This is a genomic window from Microbacterium sp. (assembly GCF_031179285.1).
Lineage (GTDB): Bacteria > Actinomycetota > Actinomycetes > Actinomycetales > Microbacteriaceae > Microbacterium.
The window spans coordinates 1-18,011 of record NZ_JAPSHY010000019.1 but is presented as its reverse complement, the minus strand read 5'-3'; the positions used below and the strand labels follow the sequence as shown (position 1 = coordinate 18,011).

Genomic DNA, 18,011 nt, shown 5'->3' with positions numbered 1-18,011 from the left:
AGAGCCGACTACGGGACTCGAACCCGTAACCCCCGTATTACAAGTACGGTGCGCTACCAATTGCGCCAAGTCGGCAGATGCCACCAGCTTAGCGATGGCGGCGACGCGCTTCGAACCTACGGAGCGGTCGTCGGGGTCGGCGTGGGCGTCGGAGTCGGGGTGGCGTAGTAGGCGTCGCTGGCGACCGTGAGGATGAACTGCGAGAACTCGGCGGGATCGTCGAGGGCTCCGACGTAAGCCTCTCCGTTGGCGACGACCATCGGCGCCGACGTCAGCACCAGGTCGTCGGAGCCGGGAAGCGGACCTTCCAGCGCGCGGGCTGTGGCCTCTTTCGCCCAGGTGACGAAGTCCTGATCCTCGATGCACGAGCGCACCGCCTTCGGGTCGTCGACACCGACCGCGCCGGCGAGATCAGCGAGATCCGCATCGGAGAGGCCAGGGGTGTCGACGGCGGGCTGGTCGTCGAGGAGGTCGTGGTTGAACGCGTAGAACTGCTTCGGCGAGTGCGTCGCGACGCATGCGGCGGCGGCCGCCGAGCGCAGCGAGTACTTCGTGCCGTTCGAGCTCGCCGTGAGCAGCGCGACCGGGTGGTAGGTGACGGTGACGGCACCCTCGGAGATCCAGCTCGCGAGCTGCCGAGCATTCGAGCGCTCGAACTCGCCCGCCCCGGGAGACAGGTAGTCGACGTAGATGTGGATGTCGACCTGTCCTGCCGTGGTCGGCTCCGGCGTGGGCGCTGCCGTGTCGCCGGCCTCGGTCGGCGCCGGCGTCGGAGAGGCGGGGGCCTGATCGGATGCTGCCGCGGCGGTGACCTCGGTGACGGCGATGCCGTCTCCCTTCATGCCGCTGGGGGTGAGCTGCGGCTTGCCGACGGTCGACGTGACAGCCATCCAGATCGCCGTGCCGATGGCGCCGACGGCGACGACGGCGACGGCACCGACGATGATTCGTCGCATGATGCGCGCCCTGGACTGCTGCGCGTGCACCTGCTGAGCCTTCTCCCGCACGGCCTCGCGGGTATTGCGAGGCGTGGGGACGTTCGGCGTTTCGTCGCTCGACATCGTTCCTCTTGAAAGTCTCGTGGGGGCTCGAGGCCCCGACCGCCGTACCGGGCGACGATCGCCGCGCGAAAGCGGCCGGTCTCGATGTTAACCAGGCTGGCTGGGAAATACCCAGGTGTGCGGATCCGTGCCATACTGATCGCGACCCAAAGAAGGGTCCCGGCGGGTCACTCCGCCGCTTCCATCACAACGGATCGTCCGGCACGTACCTGCCGGTGAGGAGAAACACATGGCATCTGTAACTTTCGAAGACGCAACCCGCCTGTACCCCGGCGGAACCCGTCCCGCAGTCGACAAGCTCAACCTCGAGGTCGGAGACGGCGAGTTCCTCGTCCTGGTCGGCCCCTCGGGTTGCGGTAAGTCCACCTCGCTTCGCATGCTCGCCGGTCTCGAAGAGGTCAACGCCGGCCGCATCCTCATCGGCGATCGTGACGTCACCGACGTCCCGCCGAAGGATCGTGACATCGCGATGGTCTTCCAGAACTACGCGCTCTACCCGCACATGACGGTCGCCGAGAACATGGGCTTCGCGCTCAAGATCGCCGGCGTCAACAAGGAGGAGCGCGCCAGCCGCGTTCTCGAGGCCGCCAAGCTCCTCGACCTCGAGGACTACCTGACCCGCAAGCCCAAGGCGCTTTCCGGTGGTCAGCGTCAGCGTGTCGCGATGGGTCGTGCCATCGTCCGTCAGCCGCAGGTGTTCCTCATGGACGAGCCGCTGTCGAACCTCGACGCGAAGCTGCGCGTGCAGACGCGTACCCAGATCGCGTCGCTGCAGCGCCGCCTGGGCGTCACGACCGTCTACGTCACCCACGACCAGACCGAGGCCCTGACCATGGGTGACCGCATCGCGGTCCTCAAGGACGGCATCCTGCAGCAGGTCGGCACCCCGCGCGACCTGTACGAGAAGCCGAACAACGTCTTCGTCGCCGGCTTCATCGGCTCGCCCGCGATGAACCTGTTCTCTGCCGACCTGGCAGAGGGCGGCATCCGCTTCGGCGACGAGGTCGTGCCGCTCGACCGCGACACCGTCGGCCGCGCACACGGCTCGCAGGTCACGGTCGGCGTCCGTCCGGAGGACATCATCGTCGGCCCCGCCGACGGCAAGGGCCTGTCGGTCGTCGTCGACCTCGTCGAGGAGCTCGGCGCCGATGGCTACCTCTACGGCCACACCGAGATCAACGGCAAGCGCACCGACCTCGTCGCGCGCGTCGACGGCCGCAGCCACCCGAACGCCGGTGAGACGGTCACGCTGGCCGCGACGGCCGGTCACGTGCACGCCTTCGACATCGAGTCCGGCGAGCGCCTGAACGACAAGCCGGTCGTCTCGGCTTCCTGAGTCCGACCACTCGACGCGGCGCGGGCGACCCTCTGGTCGTCCGCGCCGCGTCGTTTCACCCCCGGAGGATTCATGCATGATGCGCTGAGGATCACAGCCAGCACCGTCGACCCCGGGCTGCTCTCGCTGCCCTGGTCGACGTCGCTGGCGAAGTGGCCCTCCGAGCACATCGTCTCCCTCCCGAAAGGCCTCTCGCGTCATCTCGTGCGCTTCGCCGATCTCTCTGGGCGCGTCGTCGCGATCAAGGAGACGACGGCCGAGATGGCGCAGCGCGAGTACGACATGCTCGGCAACCTCAAACGCCTGGACGTGCCGTGCGTCGAGCGCGTCGCCGTCATCGCCGGCCGGACCGACGCCGCCGGCGACCCGCTCCCCGCCGTGCTGGTGACCTCGCATCTGCGCTTCTCGATGCCCTACCGGGCGCTTTTCACCCGGGTGCTCCGGCCCGACACCGCCACCCGGCTCGTGGATGCGCTCGCCCTCCTGCTCGTGCGCCTTCACAACGTGGGGTTCTACTGGGGCGATGTCTCGCTGTCGAACACGCTGTTCCGCCGAGACGCCGGCGCCTTCGCCGCCTATCTGGTCGACGCCGAGACCGGAGAGCTGCACGAGGAGGGGCTCACCGACGGACAGCGCGCCTACGACCTCGACCTCGCTCGCACGAACATCGCCGGCGAGATCATGGACCTCGCCGCCGGCGGACGGCTCGAGCACGGTGTCGATGCGGTGGCCATCGCCGACGGCATCGTCTCGTCGTACCGGTCGTTGTGGGCGGCGCTGACCACCCAGGAATCGTTCTCGGCGAATGAGACGTGGAGGATCACCGAGCGCGTCGAGCGCCTGAACGCCCTCGGCTTCGACATCGACGAGATGTCGATGTCGACCACCGCAGACGGCACGGTGGTCGAGATCCAGCCGAAGGTGGTGGATGCCGGCCACCATCAGCGCCGCCTGATCCGTCTGACCGGACTCGACGTCGAGGAGAATCAAGCGAGGCGACTGCTGAACGACCTCGACGAGTTCCGGGCGCGTTCGACCAAGCAGTGGGCGGATGAGGAGATGTACGCGCACGAGTGGCTCACGCGGGTGTTCGAGCCCGTGGTGCGGGCGATCCCGTACGAACTGCGGACGAAGCTCGAGCCCGCCGAGGTGTTCCACCAGGTGCTGGAGCACCGGTGGTACCTGTCACAGGCGCACGGCCGATCGGTTCCGCTCGCCGAGGTGCTGACCAGTTACATCAATGATGTGCTGCGGCATCGGCGCGACGAGGCGACGATCATGGGTCCGCCGACCGAGACCATGAGCCTGCCGGTTGTCACCGGCGCGACCTCGACGGCGGATGAGGACGACATCGACTGGCGCGACCTCGTCTGAGGCGCGACTCAGTATCCGACGGTGAACCGCTCCCGGTGATGCTTGCCCTGCTCGATCTCGTCGACGACCGCCATAGCGAAATCAGCACCCGAGATCGACGACTGCCCCTCCTCGTCGCGGACGATCACATCGCCGCCGTCGCGGTAGCGTCCGGTGCGCTCGCCCTCGGCCCACGGCCCGAAGACCTCGGCGGGGTGCACGAGGAACCAGTCGAGTCCGGAGTCCGAGCGCTCCAGCATCGCGAGGGAGTCGATGCCGACCTGCGCCTCGTGGCGGTACTCCTCCGGGTACCCCTGGTCGAACAGACGCGGCCCGCCGGGGGCGACCAGGCTCCCGCCCGCGCCGCCGATCACGCCGAGACGCGTCGAAGTTCCCGTGAGCCGGGAGATCAGCGCTTCGAGCGCGCCGAGGGTCGCGTCGGCCATGTCGCCGCGCGGTGCCACCGAGAAGATGACCGCATCCGCGCCGTCGAAGACGTCTCCCAGCGCGGCGAGGTCGAGGACTGAACCCTGCACGCTCAGTGCGCCGTCCACCGGCCTCTTGGGGGCCGAGCGCGAGACGGAGATCACCTCGTGCCCCCGGCTCACCGCCTCCGAGACGATGTGGCGACCGGCATAGCCGGTGCCTCCGAGGACGACGGTGCGCGTCATGCGGTTCCCTTCTGGATGCTCACTTCGAGGCGCGGGTGGTCGCGACCTGGTAGAGCGCGACGGACGTCGCGATGCCGGCGTTGAGCGACTCGGTCGCCGCGTTGATCGGAATGGAGACGATCTGATCGCACGTCTCGGTGACCAGGCGCGAGAGTCCCTTGCCCTCGGAGCCCACGACGATCACGACCGGCCGATCCGCCAGCTGCAGCTCAGGAAGCGAGACGTCGCCGCCACCGTCGAGGCCGAGCACGAAGACCCCCTGCTTCTTGAACTCCTTCAGCTGCGTCGTCAGGTTCGTCGCGAGGGCGACGGGGATGCGGGCGGCGGCGCCGGCGCTCGTCTTCCAGGCCGCTGAGTTCACGCCCGCCGAGCGACGCTGCGGCAGGATGATGCCGTGTCCGCCGAATGCGGCCGCCGACCGGATGATCGCCCCGAGATTGCGCGGGTCGGTGATGCCGTCGAGCGCCACGAACAGCGGCACCTCACCGCGGTCGATGGTCTTCTCGAGCAGGTCCTGCGGGTGCGCGTACTCGTAGGGCGGCACCTTCAGGGCGACGCCCTGGTGAACGCCGTCGAAGCCCGCCATCCGGTCGAGCTCCTGCCGGGTGACCTCGAGGATGGGAATGTCGCGGTTCTTCGCGATCGAAAGCATCTCCTTGACCCGGTCGTCCATCTCGACGCGCTGCGCGATGTAGATCGCCGTGGCCGGGATCTTCGCCCGCAACGCTTCGAGCACGGAGTTGCGGCCGGTGACCGTCTCGGTGTCGGAGGTGTTGTCCTTCGCTCGCGCGGAGCGGTTCGGGCTGCCCCCCGAAGTCGCGCGACCGCCCGGCTTGCCCTTTCCACCCGAAGCCGCGAATCGCTCGGCGGCCGCCTTGCGCTTGCCTGCCGGGTGCCAGGCGCGGTCCTCTGCCTTCGGCGTCGGCCCGCGCCCCTCGAGTGCCTTGCGTCCGAGTCCGCCGGTGCCCTTGATGGGGCCCTTCTTCTTGTTGTTGCTCGCGCCGGGGCGCCCTGGCTTAGCCATCAATACTCCAATGAGTTCCGTCTGTGGTGTCTTCGAGGGTGATGCCGGCCGCCGCGATCGCATCGCGGATGCGGTCGGCTGCCGCCCAGTCCTTGTCAGCGCGCGCCTGCGCGCGCTGGGTGATCATCGTCTGCACGAGGGCGTCGAGAGCCGATGCCTCGGCCCCCGCCTTCTCGCCGACCGGGGTGAGGCCGAGCACGCCGGTCATCCCGGTGACTTCGGCGAGCGCGGTCGCTGCCGCCTCGAGGTCGCCCCCATCGAGCGCCGCGTTGCCGGCGCGCACGGTCTCGTGGATCACGGCGAGCGCCTGGGGCACGCCCAGGTCGTCGTCCATGGCCTGAGCGAAGGACTCGGGGATGCGCCGCATGATCGCGACGTACCCGGCGCCCGGCGAGAACACCGGTCCGTGTTCGCCCTCTGCAAGCGAGCGGAAGGCGCGTCGTCGGAACGTGTCGATGCGCCCGAGCGCGGACTCGGCTTCTGCCCAGGACGACTCGGTCAGGTCGAGGCTGGAACGGTAGTGCGCGGCCGCGAGCGCGTAGCGCACGACCAGCGGGTCGTGAGCGGCGAGGATGTCGGCGGCGAGCGTGAAGTTGCCCAGCGACTTCGACATCTTCTGCCCGTTGACGTTCACGAGACCGTTGTGGACCCAGTACCGTGCGAAGCCGTCGCCGGCCGCCGTGGACTGCGCGAGCTCGTTCTCATGGTGAGGAAAGCGCAGGTCGAGCCCGCCGCCGTGGATGTCGAATTCCGCACCGAGATACCGCTTCGCCATCGCCGAGCACTCGATGTGCCACCCGGGCCGACCAGGCCCCCAGGGCGAGGCCCAGACGGCGTCCGCCGGCTCTTCGCGCTTCGCGCCCTTCCAGAGGGCGAAGTCCTGCGGGTTGCGCTTGCCGCGCGGGTCGGCATCGCCGGCAGCTTCCATCGCATCGATCGACTGGTTGGTGAGCGAACCGTAGTCGGCCCATGAGCGCACGTCGAAGTACACATCACCCGAACCGTCGGATGCCGGGTAGGCGTGCCCTCGTTCGATGAGCGTCGCGATGATCTCCTGCATCTGCGGGACGGATGCCGTCGCTCTCGGCTCATAGGTGGGAGCGAGGATGCCGGTTGCAGCATACGCCGCGGTGAACTCGCGCTCCATCCGGTACGCCAGGGCCCACCAGGGCTCGGACTCCGTCGCGTTCGCGAGCACCTTGTCGTCGATATCGGTGACATTGCGGACGAGCGTGACCCGGCCGTACCGGTGGGCGAGCCAGCGACGCAGGAGATCGAAGCTGAGCGCCGCGCGGACGTGCCCGATGTGAGGGCCCGACTGCACCGTGGGTCCGCAGACGTACATCGTGATGTTCTCGGGATCGAGAGGCACGAAGTCGCGCAGGTCCTGAGCGCGGGTGTCGTAGAGGCGGAGAGTCACCGCTCAAGCCTACTCGGCCTGTTCCGGCATCCCCTGAGTGTGATCGGGTCAGCCCCGCGCGATCACCGAGGCGACGGCGGTGACCGCGATGCCCTCTCCTCGCCCACTGAATCCGAGTCCGTCCGTCGTGGTGGCGGTGATCGATACCGGCGCCCCCCCGAGGGCCTGCGAGAGCACCTGTTCGGCTTCCGCACGGCGGGCGCTGAAGCGCGGGCGGTTCCCCTGGAACTGCGCCGAGACGTTGCCGATCGCGAAGCCGGCGTCGGCGAGCAGCTCACGGGTGCGGCCGAGGAAGACATCGGCGTGCGCTCCGGCGAACTCCGGGTGCGAGGTGCCGAAGTGCTCCCCGATGTCGCCGAGTCCGGCGGCTCCCAGCAGCGCGTCGACGATCGCATGCGCGACCGCATCACCGTCCGAGTGCCCGGAGAGGGCCGGCTCCCCCGGCCACTCGAGACCGGCGAGCCAGAGGTCACCCTCGCCGCCGAACGCATGGACGTCGGTGCCGACGCCCACACGGACGCCGATCCCCGCCGGAGAAGCCCCGGGCGACGTGCGAGGAGGCGGAGCCGCTGATGCGGAGAGCAGGTACCGTGCCCTGTCGAGGTCGGCCGCGGTCGTGATCTTGAACCCGCGCGCCGACCCTTCGATGTACCGAACCTCGTGCCCTGCGGCGGCGAACAGCGCCGCGTCGTCGGTGTACTCGACGCCCGAGGCGAGAGCCGCCTCGTACGCGTTCTCGAGCAACGAGCGGGGAAAGCCCTGCGGCGTCTGTGCGGCCGCCAGCGCGGAGCGGTCGACCGCCCCGACCACGGAGCCCCGGCCCACCTTCTTGAGGGTGTCGACGACCGGCAGCGCGGGGATGACACCGGCGTCTGCGGTCACAGCTGCACTCACGGCATCGATCACCGCCGGTGGGGTGAGAGCGCGCGCCGCGTCGTGCACGAGCACCGTCGAGATGTCTCCCCAGAGGGCGGTGAGTCCCGCCGCGACCGACCTCTGCCGGGTCTGCCCGCCCGTGACCACTCGGCCCAGCTCCCGCCGATCGCCGGCAGCGGCGTGGAGTTCCGCTTCGGCCTCGCCCTCGTAGCCCGCGGGTGCGACCACGATCACCTGTGCGGGCGATGCGGCGAACACGCCGTCGAGCGCATGACGCAGGATGGAGTGCACGTCGATGCCGACGAAGGCCTTCGGGGCGCCCGCGCCGAGGCGCGTACCGGACCCGGCGGCGACGACGATGATGGCGGTCTTCGGCACGGGGAGCAGAGTCACCCCCTCACGTTACCGCTCCCGCTGCCGCTGCCCGCGATACGGCAGCGGCGGGACGACGAAGGGACGGATGCCGCCGGCATCCGTCCCTTCAGAAGAAGAACCGCCCTAGGAGGCGAGGACCTCGTCGAGCAATGCTCCGGCCTTGTCCTCGTCGATCTTCTCGGCGAGCGCGAGCTCCGAGATGAGGATCTGGCGAGCCTTCGCCAGCATCCGCTTCTCTCCCGCCGACAGACCGCGATCCTGATCACGGCGCCACAGGTCGCGAACGACCTCGCTGACCTTGATCACGTCGCCGGAGGCGAGTTTCTCAAGGTTCGCCTTGTAGCGGCGCGACCAGTTCGTCGGCTCCTCGGTGAACGGCGCACGCAGCACCTCGAACACGTGGTCGAGGCCCTCCTTGCCGATCACATCGCGAACGCCGACGAGATCGACGTTCTCTGCGGGGACCTCGATGATCAGATCGCCCTGCGTGACATTGAGCTTCAGATACTTCTTCGTCTCGCCCTTGATGATGCGGTCCTTGACCTCGATGATGGTCGCGGCCCCATGGTGCGGATAGACGACAGTCTCGCCAACCTCAAAAAGCATAAAAACATGTCCTTTCGGCAACCTCAAGGATACCACAGGGGATATGCGCTAAGGTTCGCGCCTCGGCGACTCCGAGCGGGCGGGCGCATACCCGTAGAATGGTTCGCGGATACCCCGCCGGACCTCAGGAGGACCCGTGAAATCGCGCCTTGTTGCGTCTGCCGCTCTCAGCGCCGTCGTTCTGTTCGGCGCGACGGGGTGCGCGTTCATCTCGCCGCAGGCGACGACGATCCAGTACTCCGCCTCGGACGGTGTGAACGTCTCGGACGCCGACGGTCCCCTCGCCGTCCGCAACGCCCTCGTCGTGGCGACGGAGGACGGCTCGGTCGGTAACCTCGTCGCCGCGATCGTGAACCCGACCGAAGAGCGCGCCACGCTGACGATCACGCTCTCCGGCATCGACCCGTTCACGGTCACCGTGCCCGCCGGTGAGACGATCAGCCTCGGCGCCGACGAGGCTCCGCTGCGGATCGTGGACCTCGACAGCATCCCCGGATCGACCGTGGAGATCCACTTCCAGTCCGGCGAGTCGACCGGAACCAAGGCGGAGATCCCGGTGCTAGACGGCTCGCTTCCCTACTACGCCGATCTCGTCCCGTCCGAGGACAAGCTGATCGGGGTGCCGGAGAGCACCCCTATGCCGACGCCCACCGACACGGCGACCTCGGCACCCACGAACTGACGCCACGAGGACAGAAGAGGCCGGCACCCGACAGGGTGGCCGGCCTCTCTGTCGTTCCGGGCCTGGTGGTCAGCCCTCGAATCGATAGCCGAGGCCGCGGACGGTGACGAGCATCACCGGCTCCCCCGGATTCACCTCGATGCGGGAGCGGATGCGCTTGATGTGCACGTCGAGGGTCTTCGTGTCGCCGAAGTAGTCGCTCCCCCAGACCCGATCGATCAGCTGTCCGCGGGTGAGCACTCGTCCCGAGTTGCGCATGAGCACCTCGAGCAGTTCGAACTCCTTGAGCGGCATGTTGATCATCTCGCCGGCCACCGTGACGGTGTGACGATCGATGTCGAGCGTGACGCGGCCGCCGTCGAGCACGCGCTCGTCGAGTTCGTTCTCCGCCTGCACGACGCGTCGCAGCACGGCGCGCATCCGAGCCAGCAATTCCCGTGAGGAGTACGGCTTGGTGATGTAGTCGTCGGCTCCGAGCTCGAGCCCCACCACGATGTCGACCTCCGAGTCCTTCGCGGTGAGCATGATGATCGGCACCGAGGAGGTGGAGCGGATCTGACGGCACACCTCGGTGCCCGGCATCCCGGGCAGCATCAGGTCGAGCAGGATGATGTCCGCCCCACGTTCCCGGAACGCGGTGAGGGCGCCGGGGCCGTCTTCGGAGATCTCCACCTCGTATCCCTCGCGGCGCAACAGGTACGCCAGGGGATCGGCGAGGTCGGGTTCGTCTTCGACGAGAAGGATGCGGGTCATGCTCTGTCTCCGTTTCGGGCGCGCGCCGGTGCGGCGGCCTTGGCTGCCTTGCGGGCGCGCTTCTTCTTGCGCTTCTCATCCTGGTCGATGACCGGGGTCTCGATGCGCGGCAGGCGGATGGTGAAGGTGGAACCTCGGCCGGGGCGCGACCACAGCCGCACCTCGCCGCCGTGGCGCTGGGTGGCGTGCTTGACGATCGACAGCCCGAGGCCGGTGCCGCCCGTTCGTCGGGAGCGCGCTTCGTCGGCACGGTAGAAGCGCTCGAAGATGCGCTCGCGGTCAGCCTCGGAGATTCCGATGCCCTGGTCGGCGACGGCGATCTCGACGACGTCTCCGTCGGCCTTGACGCCGACACCGACGCGGGAGCCCCGGGGCGAGTAGACGATCGCGTTCGTGAGGAGGTTGCCGACGGCCTCGATGAGGATCTGCGCGTCACCGCGCACCCACACGCCCCGGTCGCCGCCCCTGACGAGCTCGACTCCGGCCGAGTCGGCCTGGACGACATGCGCCTCGATGGATGCCATGATCACTTCGTCGATCGCGACGGGATTCACATCGGCGAGCCCGTCGGCGGCTTGGAGCCTCGAGAGGCTCAGGATGCGACCGGTGAGCTGACCGAGCCGCGCAGCCTCCGCCGAGATCCTGGCGGCGAAGATGCGCACCTGCGCCGGATCGTCTGCCGCGGACTCTATCGCCTCGGCGAGCAGGCTCACCGCACCCACCGGCGTCTTCAGCTCGTGGCTGGTGTTGGCCACGAAGTCGTTGCGCATCTGATCCAGACGCTCCTGCTCGGTGACGTCCCGGATGATCAGCAGCATGAGCCGAGGGCCGAGGGTGCTCGCCCTGGCGGACACCAGACGAGGATCGAGGCTGAGCCCGCCGCGGGTGATGCGCATCGTCTCCGTGCCGGTCCCACCGGTGCTTCGGACGTTGCGCACCAATTGGCGCAGCTCCTGATTCTCCAGGATCGCCCCCACCTCGATGCCGAACCGCGTCGCTGCGACGGAGGTCGCCAGCACCAGGCCCGAGACATCGACGACACACGCGGCGTCGTCCATGCTGCGCAGCACGTCGGCGACGCCGTCGGGTATCGCCGACGACGTCTCCAGCTCGACCCTCGCTTTGGCACGATATGCCCACATCACGAGAAGTGAGACACCGACACCGATGATCAGGCCGATGGCCAAAGCGATCAGGGCGATCTCGGTCGAGCTCATGGGACAAGCGTAGAGTGCGTTCACCCGCGTTCCGGAGGGTTCTCGGGCCGCGACGGCAAGCGGGGAAGTACTATTCACGTGCTGGGCACCGTTCGTTAACCTTCGGCGCACACAATCGCTTCGGGCCTGTGCGGCAGCGCAGTCCACACCTCTCGACCGGACGACGCCGCCGAGACACGAATGAAAGGTTGCGCCGCCATGCGCGAAGTCTTCCACCAGTCCCTCGAGGACCTGCAGTCCCGCCTCGTCGAGATCGCGGACCTCGTCACGGTCTCGATCGACAAGGCGACTCGCGCATTCGCGACGAGCGATGTCGGTCTTGCCGAGGAGGTCATCGCCGACGACGCCAAGATCGACGAGCTGGCCGTCGCTCTCGACGAGCAGGCCATCGAGATCCTCGCCCGGCAGCAGCCCGTCGCACGTGACCTGCGCATCGTGGTGACCGCGCTCCGCGTCAGCGCGTCCCTCGAACGCATGGGCGACATGTCGGAGCACATCGCCCAGCTGGCCCGCCTTCGCTTCCCCGAGCGCGCCATCCCCAAGGGCCTGAAGGGCACCTTCACGAAGATGGGGGAATTGGACGTCGAGATCTCCCGCACGCTCTCGGAGCTGCTTCGCACCCAGGACCTCCGCCTGGCTGATGCGATCCGCAATGCGGACGACGACGTCGACGAGCTGCATGTGAACGTCTTCGACAAGGTGCTCAGCGACAACTGGAAGGGTGAGGCGACGGCGACCGTCGACGCGACGCTCGCCAGCCGATACCACGAGCGGTTCGCCGACCACGCGGTCGCGGTCGCGAAGAAGGTCGTCTACCTCGCCACCGGAGACTGGCAGATCGACGAGCACGACATCCCACTGGCCGTCGAGCATCAGAAGGAGCTCGGGCACGCGTAACGACCGCGTAGGACGAAGAGGGGCGGATGCGGGGAGCATCCGTCCCTTTCGCGCACTCGGCACTGCCGCCGGGTGAGCGCTCGCAGATGGCGCCAAGCACTTAGCTGCGGGTCGGGCCGCTCAGGCGCCCGAAATCCGTCGCAAGCCACTCCTCCAGCGGCATCCGGGGAAACGGACGCTCTCCCGCCCGCCCCGGCAGCGGCTCCGCGTCGCGGATGCGATCCAAGCGGAACAGCCGCCAGTCGTCGCGATCCAGATCGAACGCGATGAGATACCAGCGTTCTCCCCGAAGCACATGCCGGAACGGCTCGACCACCCGCGGCGATACCCCACCACGGCTGTCCGTGTAGGCGAATCGCACCCGGGATTCGTTCCCGACCGCGTCGGCGAGCACCCCGAGTGTCGCCACATCGATGACGGGGCGGTCACCCCGAACCACCTGCGTCGACAGCGCCACCGCCCGCGCCCTGCGCGCCAGCCTGGGCGGGAGCACCTGGGCGAGCTTCGCGGCGGCCGATGACGCGGCCGCATCCACGGGCGACCAGGCGGCGAGCATCTCGAGGGCGACCGCGACGGCCCCCACCTCGTCCTCATCGAGGAGCAGGGGCGGGATCTTAATGCTCGCGCGCAGCCGATAACTCGTGCCCGGTCCTGGTCGAGCGCGCACGTCGTAGCCGAGGTCTCGCAGTCGCCTGGCATCACGGCGCACGGTGCGTTCGCTCACACCGAGGCGGCGCGCAAGGGTCGCTGCCGACAGCTCTCCCCCGCCCTGCAGCAGTGACAGCAGCTGCAGCGCGCGGTCAGTAGGCGTGGACATGCGCCCTACGATTCCACAGAGATGCGGACGGAATCCGGCCTCATCTGCTCGTAGCGTCGATCTCACCGATGAAGAACACGAATGAAGGAGGTTTCTCACATGCGAATCGCTGTCACCACTCCGAACGGCAATGTCGGGCGATACCTCAGCCGGATGCTCGTCAGAGCCGGAGTTCGTCCACTGCTGCTCATGCGCGACCCGCGCGGCCTCGACGAGGAGCTGCGCGACCTCGTGGACGTCGCCCGAGCCGACTCGTTCGATCGCGATGAGGTCGCAGCGGCCACGCGAGGAGTCGATGCGCTCTACTGGGTCGATCCACCGAGTGCCGGCGAGGATCCGCTCGCGGACTATGCGAGGGCGACGGATGCCGTCGTCGGTGCGGTCACGCGGAACGGTATCGGCAGGGTCGTCTTCCAGAGCAGCGTCGGCGCCGAGAAACGTCACGGCGCCGGCGAGATCGACGGACTCGCCGCAACGGAGATGGCGCTCGACGGCCTCGACATCGATGTCACCCACCTGCGTTGCGGGTACTTCTTCACCAACCTGTCGTTCCAGCTGGACGCCATTCGCGCCGGCACGATTCCCGTGCTGCTGCCGCCGGACGCCCGGATGAGCTGGGTGGCCCCGCGAGACATCGCCGAGGTCGCGGCCGGATTGCTCCTCAACCGTTCCTGGTCGGGTCATCGCGTGCAGGCCGTCCACGGGCCGGCCGATCTCAGCTGGAACGAGGTCGCGGAGATACTCACCGAGGAGACGGGTCACCCGGTGTCGGCGGTGCGGGTCGCCGATGATGAGCTGCGCCGCGACTACCTCTCTGCTGGCTTGTCCGCCGCCGCGGCGGACGCGATGCTGGGCATGTCGATCGGCCTGCGCGACGGCTTCATACCCGAGCAGCCACGTACTGCTGCGTCGACGACCCCGACGACCCTCAGGTCGTGGATTCGCGAGAAGCTCGACGTCGCCTGACGGCTACTTCTTGCCCTGAGACGCGACTGCCGCAGCGCCGGCAGCAGCCGCCTCCGGGTCGAGGTAGCGACCGGGTCCGGTGGGGACGTTGTTCTCGTCGAGCTCGTACACCAGCGGAATGCCGGTGGGGATGTTCAGCTCAGCGATGTCGTCGTCGCTGATGCCCTCGAGGTGCTTGACGAGGCCGCGCAGAGAATTGCCGTGCGCAGTGACCAGCACGGTCTTGCCCGCTGCGAGATCCGGGACGATCGCGTCATCCCAGTAGGGCAGCATCCGGTCGATCACGAGCTTGAGCGATTCGGTGCGCGGCACCTCGCCGTCGATACCGATGTAGCGGGGGTCGTTCACCTGGCTGAACTCGCTCGCGTCATCGAGCTCGGGCGGCGGCACGTCGAACGAGCGACGCCACAGCTGGAACTGCTCCGGCCCGAACTGCTCGAGCGTCTCGGCCTTGTCCTTGCCCTGCAGCGCACCGTAGTGACGCTCGTTCAGCCGCCACGACCGGGCGACCGGGATCCACAGACGATCGGCTGCATCGAGGGCGATGTTCGCCGTCTGGATCGCGCGGCTCAGCAGCGAGGTGTGCAGAACGTCCGGAAGGATGCCCGCCTCGCGCAACAGCTCGCCGCCGCGCCTCGCCTCCTTCTCACCCTGAGCGTTCAGACGGACGTCCACCCAGCCGGTGAAGAGGTTCAGTTCGTTCCACTCGCTCCGGCCGTGGCGGAGCAGGATCAGGGTGCGCGTCGCAGTCATGCCGCCAGTTTATCGGGGTGGCCGTCGCTGTCGTTTCCGGTTCTTCCGGCGGCCCGCCCCTGGGAGGATGGATCCATGGCGTCCTCTCCTCTCGGCCGGCCGACCCGCGGCACGACGGGGACGAACCGGCTCCGGCGCAGCGACCGCTGGATCGCCGCGAGCCGGGCCTTCCGTCGCGCCGCGGATCCGCTGGTCGTCGATCTCGGTTTCGGAGCGAGTGGCGTCACCGCGTTCGAGCTCGCCGCCCGACTGCAGAAGGTGCGCTCGGATACCGAGGTGATCGGGCTCGAGATCGACCCGGTCCGGGTCGCGACAGCTCGCGCTCAGCTCAGCGAGGTGGGAGCCGGGCGCACCCCGTTCCCGCAGAGCCTGCGTGTCTCGTTCGCCCGCGGCGGGTTCGAGGTGCCGCTTCCCGGCGACAGGCGTCCGGCCGTCATCCGCGCCATGAACGTGCTGCGCCAGTACGACGAGACAGATGTGACGGAGGCGTGGCGCGCGATGGCGTCCCGCCTTGCTCCCGACGGCCTCCTCGTCGAGGGCACCTGCGACGAGATCGGCCGCATCGCCGCGTGGGTGGATGTCACCCCGGATGCTCGCCCCGCTCGGTTCACGATGTCCCTGCGGCTGACGGCGCTGGAGCGGCCGAGCATCGTCGCCGAGCGCCTTCCGAAGGCGCTCATCCATCGAAACGTGCCGGGGGAACGGATCAACGCGCTTCTCACCGATTTCGACAGGGAGTGGGAACGGTCGGCCGCCCTCACGACATTCGGGCCGACGCAGCGCTTCATCGCCGCGGTGTCAGGGCTGCGCGAGCAGGGCTGGCCCGTGCTCGCCGGGCGCACCCGGTGGCGCCTGGGCGAACTCACGGTGCCCTGGTCGAGCGTGGCACCGGAGACCGATTGTAAATAGTCTTACCGATATTCGACACGGCCGTCGTATCGTGTTCGCCGTATCCGTGCGTCGCGAAGGGCGTCTGTCAGGATGGGTGGGTGGAGCACAGCACAGCACGGCCGGCCGGCCTGAAGGACATGCGTCGATCGAACGAGCTCCTCGTCCTCGAGGAGCTCTACCGGGAGTCGCCGTCCACCCGCACGGCCGTGGCGAGGGCGATCGGTCTCACGAAGCCGACCGTCTCGGCAGCGCTGAGCTCGCTCATCGACGCGGGGCTCGTCGAACAGGTGGCGTCGGACGCTGCCGTGTCGAAGTACGGAGCCGAGCTCTTCCGCGCAGCCGGCGCGTCGCTTCCCGTCCTCGGTCTCGACGTCGGCACTCGATTCATCCGGGCGCAGCTCGCCGGGCTCGATGATCGACTGCTCGCCGAGGCGGAGGAACCGGCCGGAGACCTGACCCTGTCCGGGATCATCGTGACGATCCTGCGCCTTCGCACCGAGGTGTGCCGGCGCGCCGGCATCGACGTGCGCGACATCCAGGCCATCGGCATCGGCATCCCCGGCGTCGTGCATCCGCAGACCGGGCGCATCGAGATGGCCGGCGGTTTCGAAGGGCTCAACGGCACCGCGCTGGCCGCCGACCTCAGTGATCTCCTGGGAACGCCGGTGTTCGTCGAGAACGACGTCAATGCGGCCGCCCTGGCGGAACGCCGATACGGCTCATGTACGCAGACCGACGATTTCGCGATGATCTCGGTCGGCGCGGGGGTCGGCGGGGCGCTCGTGCTCGGCGGGCGCGTGCATCGCGGCGGGCGAGGCAGCGCGGGTGAGCTCGACCTGCTGTTCCGCGAATCCTCGAGAGGGCCGATCGTCGAGGATCCGAGCAGTCCGGCCATGATCGCGCTCGCGGAGTCGCGCCTGCGGGAGGGCGGGTCAGCCGTCGATGCCACCACGGTGTCCATCCCGATCGACCTGCCGGCCCTGTTCGCTGCCGCAGAATCCGGCGACGCCTTCGCCCAGGCGATCGTCGATGAGACCGCGTGCCGGATCGCCGCCCTGTGCGCGACCGTCGTCGCCGTCGTCGACGTCGAGACCATCGTGCTCGTCGGAGGCGTGGGAGCGGCGATCGACCAGGGACGCCCCGCGCTCGAGGCATGCTTGGCAGATCTCGTCCCCTGGCCCGTCTCGGTCATCCCCAGCACCCTCGGTCGGGCCGGCACCGTTCAGGGAGCCCGCCTCCTCGCCGTGACCGCGGCTCGCCGCGACATCTTCGCCACCAAACTTGGAAAGACTCTTTACACGATTCCCTGATTCGCCTACGCTCATCAGAAGCACCGGCTGGGTCGATCACGTTCTCGCCCCACGAGGCCCCGATGCTCCTGACGAGCAGTGCGCAACCTTGGAGTCAGAACATGAAGATTGTCGTCGTCGGCGGTGGGTCGACGTACACCCCTGAGCTCATCGACGGGTTCGCGCGGCTGCGCGGCACCCTCCCGATCACCGAGATCGTGCTCGTCGACCCGAGCAGGGAGCGTCGCGAGCTGCTCGGCGGCGTCGCCCGGCGGATGCTGCAGAAGCAGGGTCACCCCGCGGTCGTGACCGAGACGGACGACGTCGCCGCGGCAGCGGACGGCGCCGCCGCCGTGCTGCTCCAGCTGCGCGTCGGCGGGCAGCAGACCCGTCAGCGCGACGAGACGTGGCCGCTGGAATGCGGGTGCCTCGGTCAGGAAACCACCGGTGCCGGTGGCCTCGCGAAGGCATTGAGGACCGTGCCGGTCGTTCTCGACATCGCGGACCGGGTGCGTGCGGTGAATCCCGATGCCTGGATCATCGATTTCACCAACCCCGTCGGCATCGTCACCCGCGCCCTCCTCTCGCACGGCCACCGCGCCCTCGGTCTGTGCAACGTCGCCATCGGACTGCAGCGGTACTTCGCCGGGCTCCTCGACGTCGCCCCGGAACGCATCGCTCTCGACCACGTCGGCCTCAACCATCTGACCTGGGAGCGCGGGGTCCGACTGCTCGACGACGGCCAGAGCGCCGCGCCGACGTCCGGCACCACGAAGCCCGGCCGTGACCTGCTCCCGACGCTCCTGGAATCCCAGGGCGAAGCGCTGGCCGCGCGCATGCACCAGCCGGTCGAGCTGCTGCGTCGGCTGCAGGCGATCCCTTCCTACTACCTGCGCTACTTCTACCAGCACGACACCGTCGTCCAGGAGCAGCTGCACAGCCCCACCCGTGCGGAACAGGTCGCCGAGATGGAAGCGAAACTCCTGGAGATGTACGCGGATCCGGCGCTCGACACCAAGCCCGC

The 18,011-nt window shown here is 68.5% G+C and carries 18 protein-coding genes and 1 tRNA gene; 8 read left to right on the top strand and 11 right to left on the bottom strand.

All coding sequences use genetic code 11. The features are described 5' to 3' along the window. Positions 1-2: 2 nt before the first annotated feature. Together RIN18_RS12300 and RIN18_RS12295 are read right to left on the bottom strand one after the other, a co-directional pair. Positions 3-75 (bottom strand) — tRNA-Thr (locus RIN18_RS12300). 41 nt (positions 76-116) lie between these two features. Next, positions 117-1,061 (bottom strand): thioredoxin domain-containing protein, encoded by a 945-nt coding sequence (locus RIN18_RS12295; protein ID WP_309104269.1) that lies wholly within the window; start codon positions 1,059-1,061, stop codon positions 117-119. A 229-nt stretch (positions 1,062-1,290) separates the two neighbouring features. Between RIN18_RS12295 and RIN18_RS12290 the strand changes: the two genes are divergently transcribed. Further along, on the top strand, positions 1,291-2,397 hold the full coding sequence (locus RIN18_RS12290; protein WP_309104268.1) for a sn-glycerol-3-phosphate ABC transporter ATP-binding protein UgpC: 1,107 nt from the start codon (positions 1,291-1,293) through the stop codon (positions 2,395-2,397). Positions 2,398-2,469: 72 nt separating this feature from the next. Further along, on the top strand, positions 2,470-3,771 hold the full coding sequence (locus RIN18_RS12285; RefSeq protein WP_309104267.1) for a DUF4032 domain-containing protein: 1,302 nt from the start codon (positions 2,470-2,472) through the stop codon (positions 3,769-3,771). Between the two features lie 8 nt (positions 3,772-3,779). On the opposite strand, the gene RIN18_RS12280 is transcribed toward RIN18_RS12285, so the two are convergent. From RIN18_RS12280 to RIN18_RS12260, 5 genes are all read right to left on the bottom strand, one after another. Then, complete coding sequence (locus RIN18_RS12280) at positions 3,780-4,421, bottom strand: NAD(P)H-binding protein (RefSeq protein ID WP_309104266.1); 642 nt, start codon at positions 4,419-4,421, stop codon at positions 3,780-3,782. Between the two features lie 19 nt (positions 4,422-4,440). Continuing rightward, a complete protein-coding gene (gene rlmB / locus RIN18_RS12275; protein ID WP_309104265.1) occupies positions 4,441-5,445 on the bottom strand; it encodes a 23S rRNA (guanosine(2251)-2'-O)-methyltransferase RlmB in 1,005 nt (334 codons plus the stop codon). Then, positions 5,438-6,865, bottom strand: a complete 1,428-nt coding sequence (cysS, locus tag RIN18_RS12270; protein ID WP_309104264.1) for a cysteine--tRNA ligase — start codon at positions 6,863-6,865, stop codon at positions 5,438-5,440. Before cysS ends, rlmB begins: the two co-directional genes overlap by 8 nt. A gap of 48 nt (positions 6,866-6,913) precedes the next feature. Then, entirely contained in the window at positions 6,914-8,134 is a 1,221-nt protein-coding gene (gene ispD / locus RIN18_RS12265; protein ID WP_309104263.1) for a 2-C-methyl-D-erythritol 4-phosphate cytidylyltransferase, read from the bottom strand. Positions 8,135-8,239: 105 nt separating this feature from the next. Further along, the gene (locus RIN18_RS12260) at positions 8,240-8,722 is read right to left on the bottom strand and encodes a CarD family transcriptional regulator (RefSeq protein WP_264157127.1); all 483 of its coding nucleotides are present in this window, start codon (positions 8,720-8,722) and stop codon (positions 8,240-8,242) included. A 136-nt stretch (positions 8,723-8,858) separates the two neighbouring features. Here RIN18_RS12260 and RIN18_RS12255 point away from each other — a divergent pair, with 136 nt between their 5' ends. After that, on the top strand, positions 8,859-9,404 hold the full coding sequence (locus RIN18_RS12255; protein WP_309104262.1) for a DNA modification methylase: 546 nt from the start codon (positions 8,859-8,861) through the stop codon (positions 9,402-9,404). Positions 9,405-9,473: 69 nt separating this feature from the next. On the opposite strand, the gene RIN18_RS12250 is transcribed toward RIN18_RS12255, so the two are convergent. Both RIN18_RS12250 and RIN18_RS12245 read right to left on the bottom strand, forming a co-directional pair. Continuing rightward, a complete protein-coding gene (locus RIN18_RS12250) occupies positions 9,474-10,157 on the bottom strand; it encodes a response regulator transcription factor (protein WP_309104261.1) in 684 nt (227 codons plus the stop codon). Continuing rightward, positions 10,154-11,374 (bottom strand): ATP-binding protein, encoded by a 1,221-nt coding sequence (locus RIN18_RS12245; RefSeq protein ID WP_309104260.1) that lies wholly within the window; start codon positions 11,372-11,374, stop codon positions 10,154-10,156. Before RIN18_RS12245 ends, RIN18_RS12250 begins: the two co-directional genes overlap by 4 nt. 198 nt (positions 11,375-11,572) lie before the next feature. Between RIN18_RS12245 and phoU the strand changes: the two genes are divergently transcribed. Beyond that, complete coding sequence (phoU, locus tag RIN18_RS12240) at positions 11,573-12,271, top strand: phosphate signaling complex protein PhoU (protein ID WP_309104259.1); 699 nt, start codon at positions 11,573-11,575, stop codon at positions 12,269-12,271. Positions 12,272-12,371: 100 nt separating this feature from the next. Here the strand turns inward: phoU and RIN18_RS12235 are convergent, their stop codons facing one another. Continuing rightward, a complete protein-coding gene (locus RIN18_RS12235; protein ID WP_309104258.1) occupies positions 12,372-13,088 on the bottom strand; it encodes a WYL domain-containing protein in 717 nt (238 codons plus the stop codon). 99 nt (positions 13,089-13,187) lie between these two features. Between RIN18_RS12235 and RIN18_RS12230 the strand changes: the two genes are divergently transcribed. Continuing rightward, positions 13,188-14,054 (top strand): NAD(P)H-binding protein, encoded by an 867-nt coding sequence (locus tag RIN18_RS12230; RefSeq protein ID WP_309104257.1) that lies wholly within the window; start codon positions 13,188-13,190, stop codon positions 14,052-14,054. Between the two features lie 3 nt (positions 14,055-14,057). Here RIN18_RS12230 and RIN18_RS12225 read toward each other — a convergent pair whose 3' ends face one another. After that, positions 14,058-14,807 (bottom strand): phosphoglyceromutase, encoded by a 750-nt coding sequence (locus tag RIN18_RS12225; RefSeq protein WP_309104256.1) that lies wholly within the window; start codon positions 14,805-14,807, stop codon positions 14,058-14,060. Positions 14,808-14,882: 75 nt separating this feature from the next. Here RIN18_RS12225 and RIN18_RS12220 point away from each other — a divergent pair, with 75 nt between their 5' ends. The 3 genes from RIN18_RS12220 to RIN18_RS12210 all read left to right on the top strand — a co-directional run. Further along, positions 14,883-15,716, top strand: coding sequence for a class I SAM-dependent methyltransferase (locus tag RIN18_RS12220; RefSeq protein WP_309104255.1), 834 nt, complete (start codon positions 14,883-14,885; stop codon positions 15,714-15,716). Between the two features lie 80 nt (positions 15,717-15,796). Next, positions 15,797-17,008, top strand: a complete 1,212-nt coding sequence (locus RIN18_RS12215) for an ROK family transcriptional regulator (RefSeq protein ID WP_309104254.1) — start codon at positions 15,797-15,799, stop codon at positions 17,006-17,008. A 101-nt stretch (positions 17,009-17,109) separates the two neighbouring features. After that, the coding region (locus RIN18_RS12210; RefSeq protein WP_309104253.1) for a 6-phospho-beta-glucosidase at positions 17,110-18,011 on the top strand (902 nt) is incomplete at its 3' end.

Coding starts and splice junctions, on each gene's coding strand:
- RIN18_RS12295 (WP_309104269.1), bottom strand. CDS start 1,061: ATGTCGAGCGACGAAACGCCGAACGTCCCCACGCCTCGCAATACCCGC.
- RIN18_RS12290 (WP_309104268.1), top strand. CDS start 1,291: ATGGCATCTGTAACTTTCGAAGACGCAACCCGCCTGTACCCCGGCGGA.
- RIN18_RS12285 (WP_309104267.1), top strand. CDS start 2,470: ATGCATGATGCGCTGAGGATCACAGCCAGCACCGTCGACCCCGGGCTG.
- RIN18_RS12280 (WP_309104266.1), bottom strand. CDS start 4,421: ATGACGCGCACCGTCGTCCTCGGAGGCACCGGCTATGCCGGTCGCCAC.
- rlmB (WP_309104265.1), bottom strand. CDS start 5,445: ATGGCTAAGCCAGGGCGCCCCGGCGCGAGCAACAACAAGAAGAAGGGC.
- RIN18_RS12260 (WP_264157127.1), bottom strand. CDS start 8,722: ATGCTTTTTGAGGTTGGCGAGACTGTCGTCTATCCGCACCATGGGGCC.
- RIN18_RS12250 (WP_309104261.1), bottom strand. CDS start 10,157: ATGACCCGCATCCTTCTCGTCGAAGACGAACCCGACCTCGCCGATCCC.
- RIN18_RS12245 (WP_309104260.1), bottom strand. CDS start 11,374: ATGAGCTCGACCGAGATCGCCCTGATCGCTTTGGCCATCGGCCTGATC.
- phoU (WP_309104259.1), top strand. CDS start 11,573: ATGCGCGAAGTCTTCCACCAGTCCCTCGAGGACCTGCAGTCCCGCCTC.
- RIN18_RS12235 (WP_309104258.1), bottom strand. CDS start 13,088: ATGTCCACGCCTACTGACCGCGCGCTGCAGCTGCTGTCACTGCTGCAG.
- RIN18_RS12230 (WP_309104257.1), top strand. CDS start 13,188: ATGCGAATCGCTGTCACCACTCCGAACGGCAATGTCGGGCGATACCTC.
- RIN18_RS12225 (WP_309104256.1), bottom strand. CDS start 14,807: ATGACTGCGACGCGCACCCTGATCCTGCTCCGCCACGGCCGGAGCGAG.
- RIN18_RS12220 (WP_309104255.1), top strand. CDS start 14,883: ATGGCGTCCTCTCCTCTCGGCCGGCCGACCCGCGGCACGACGGGGACG.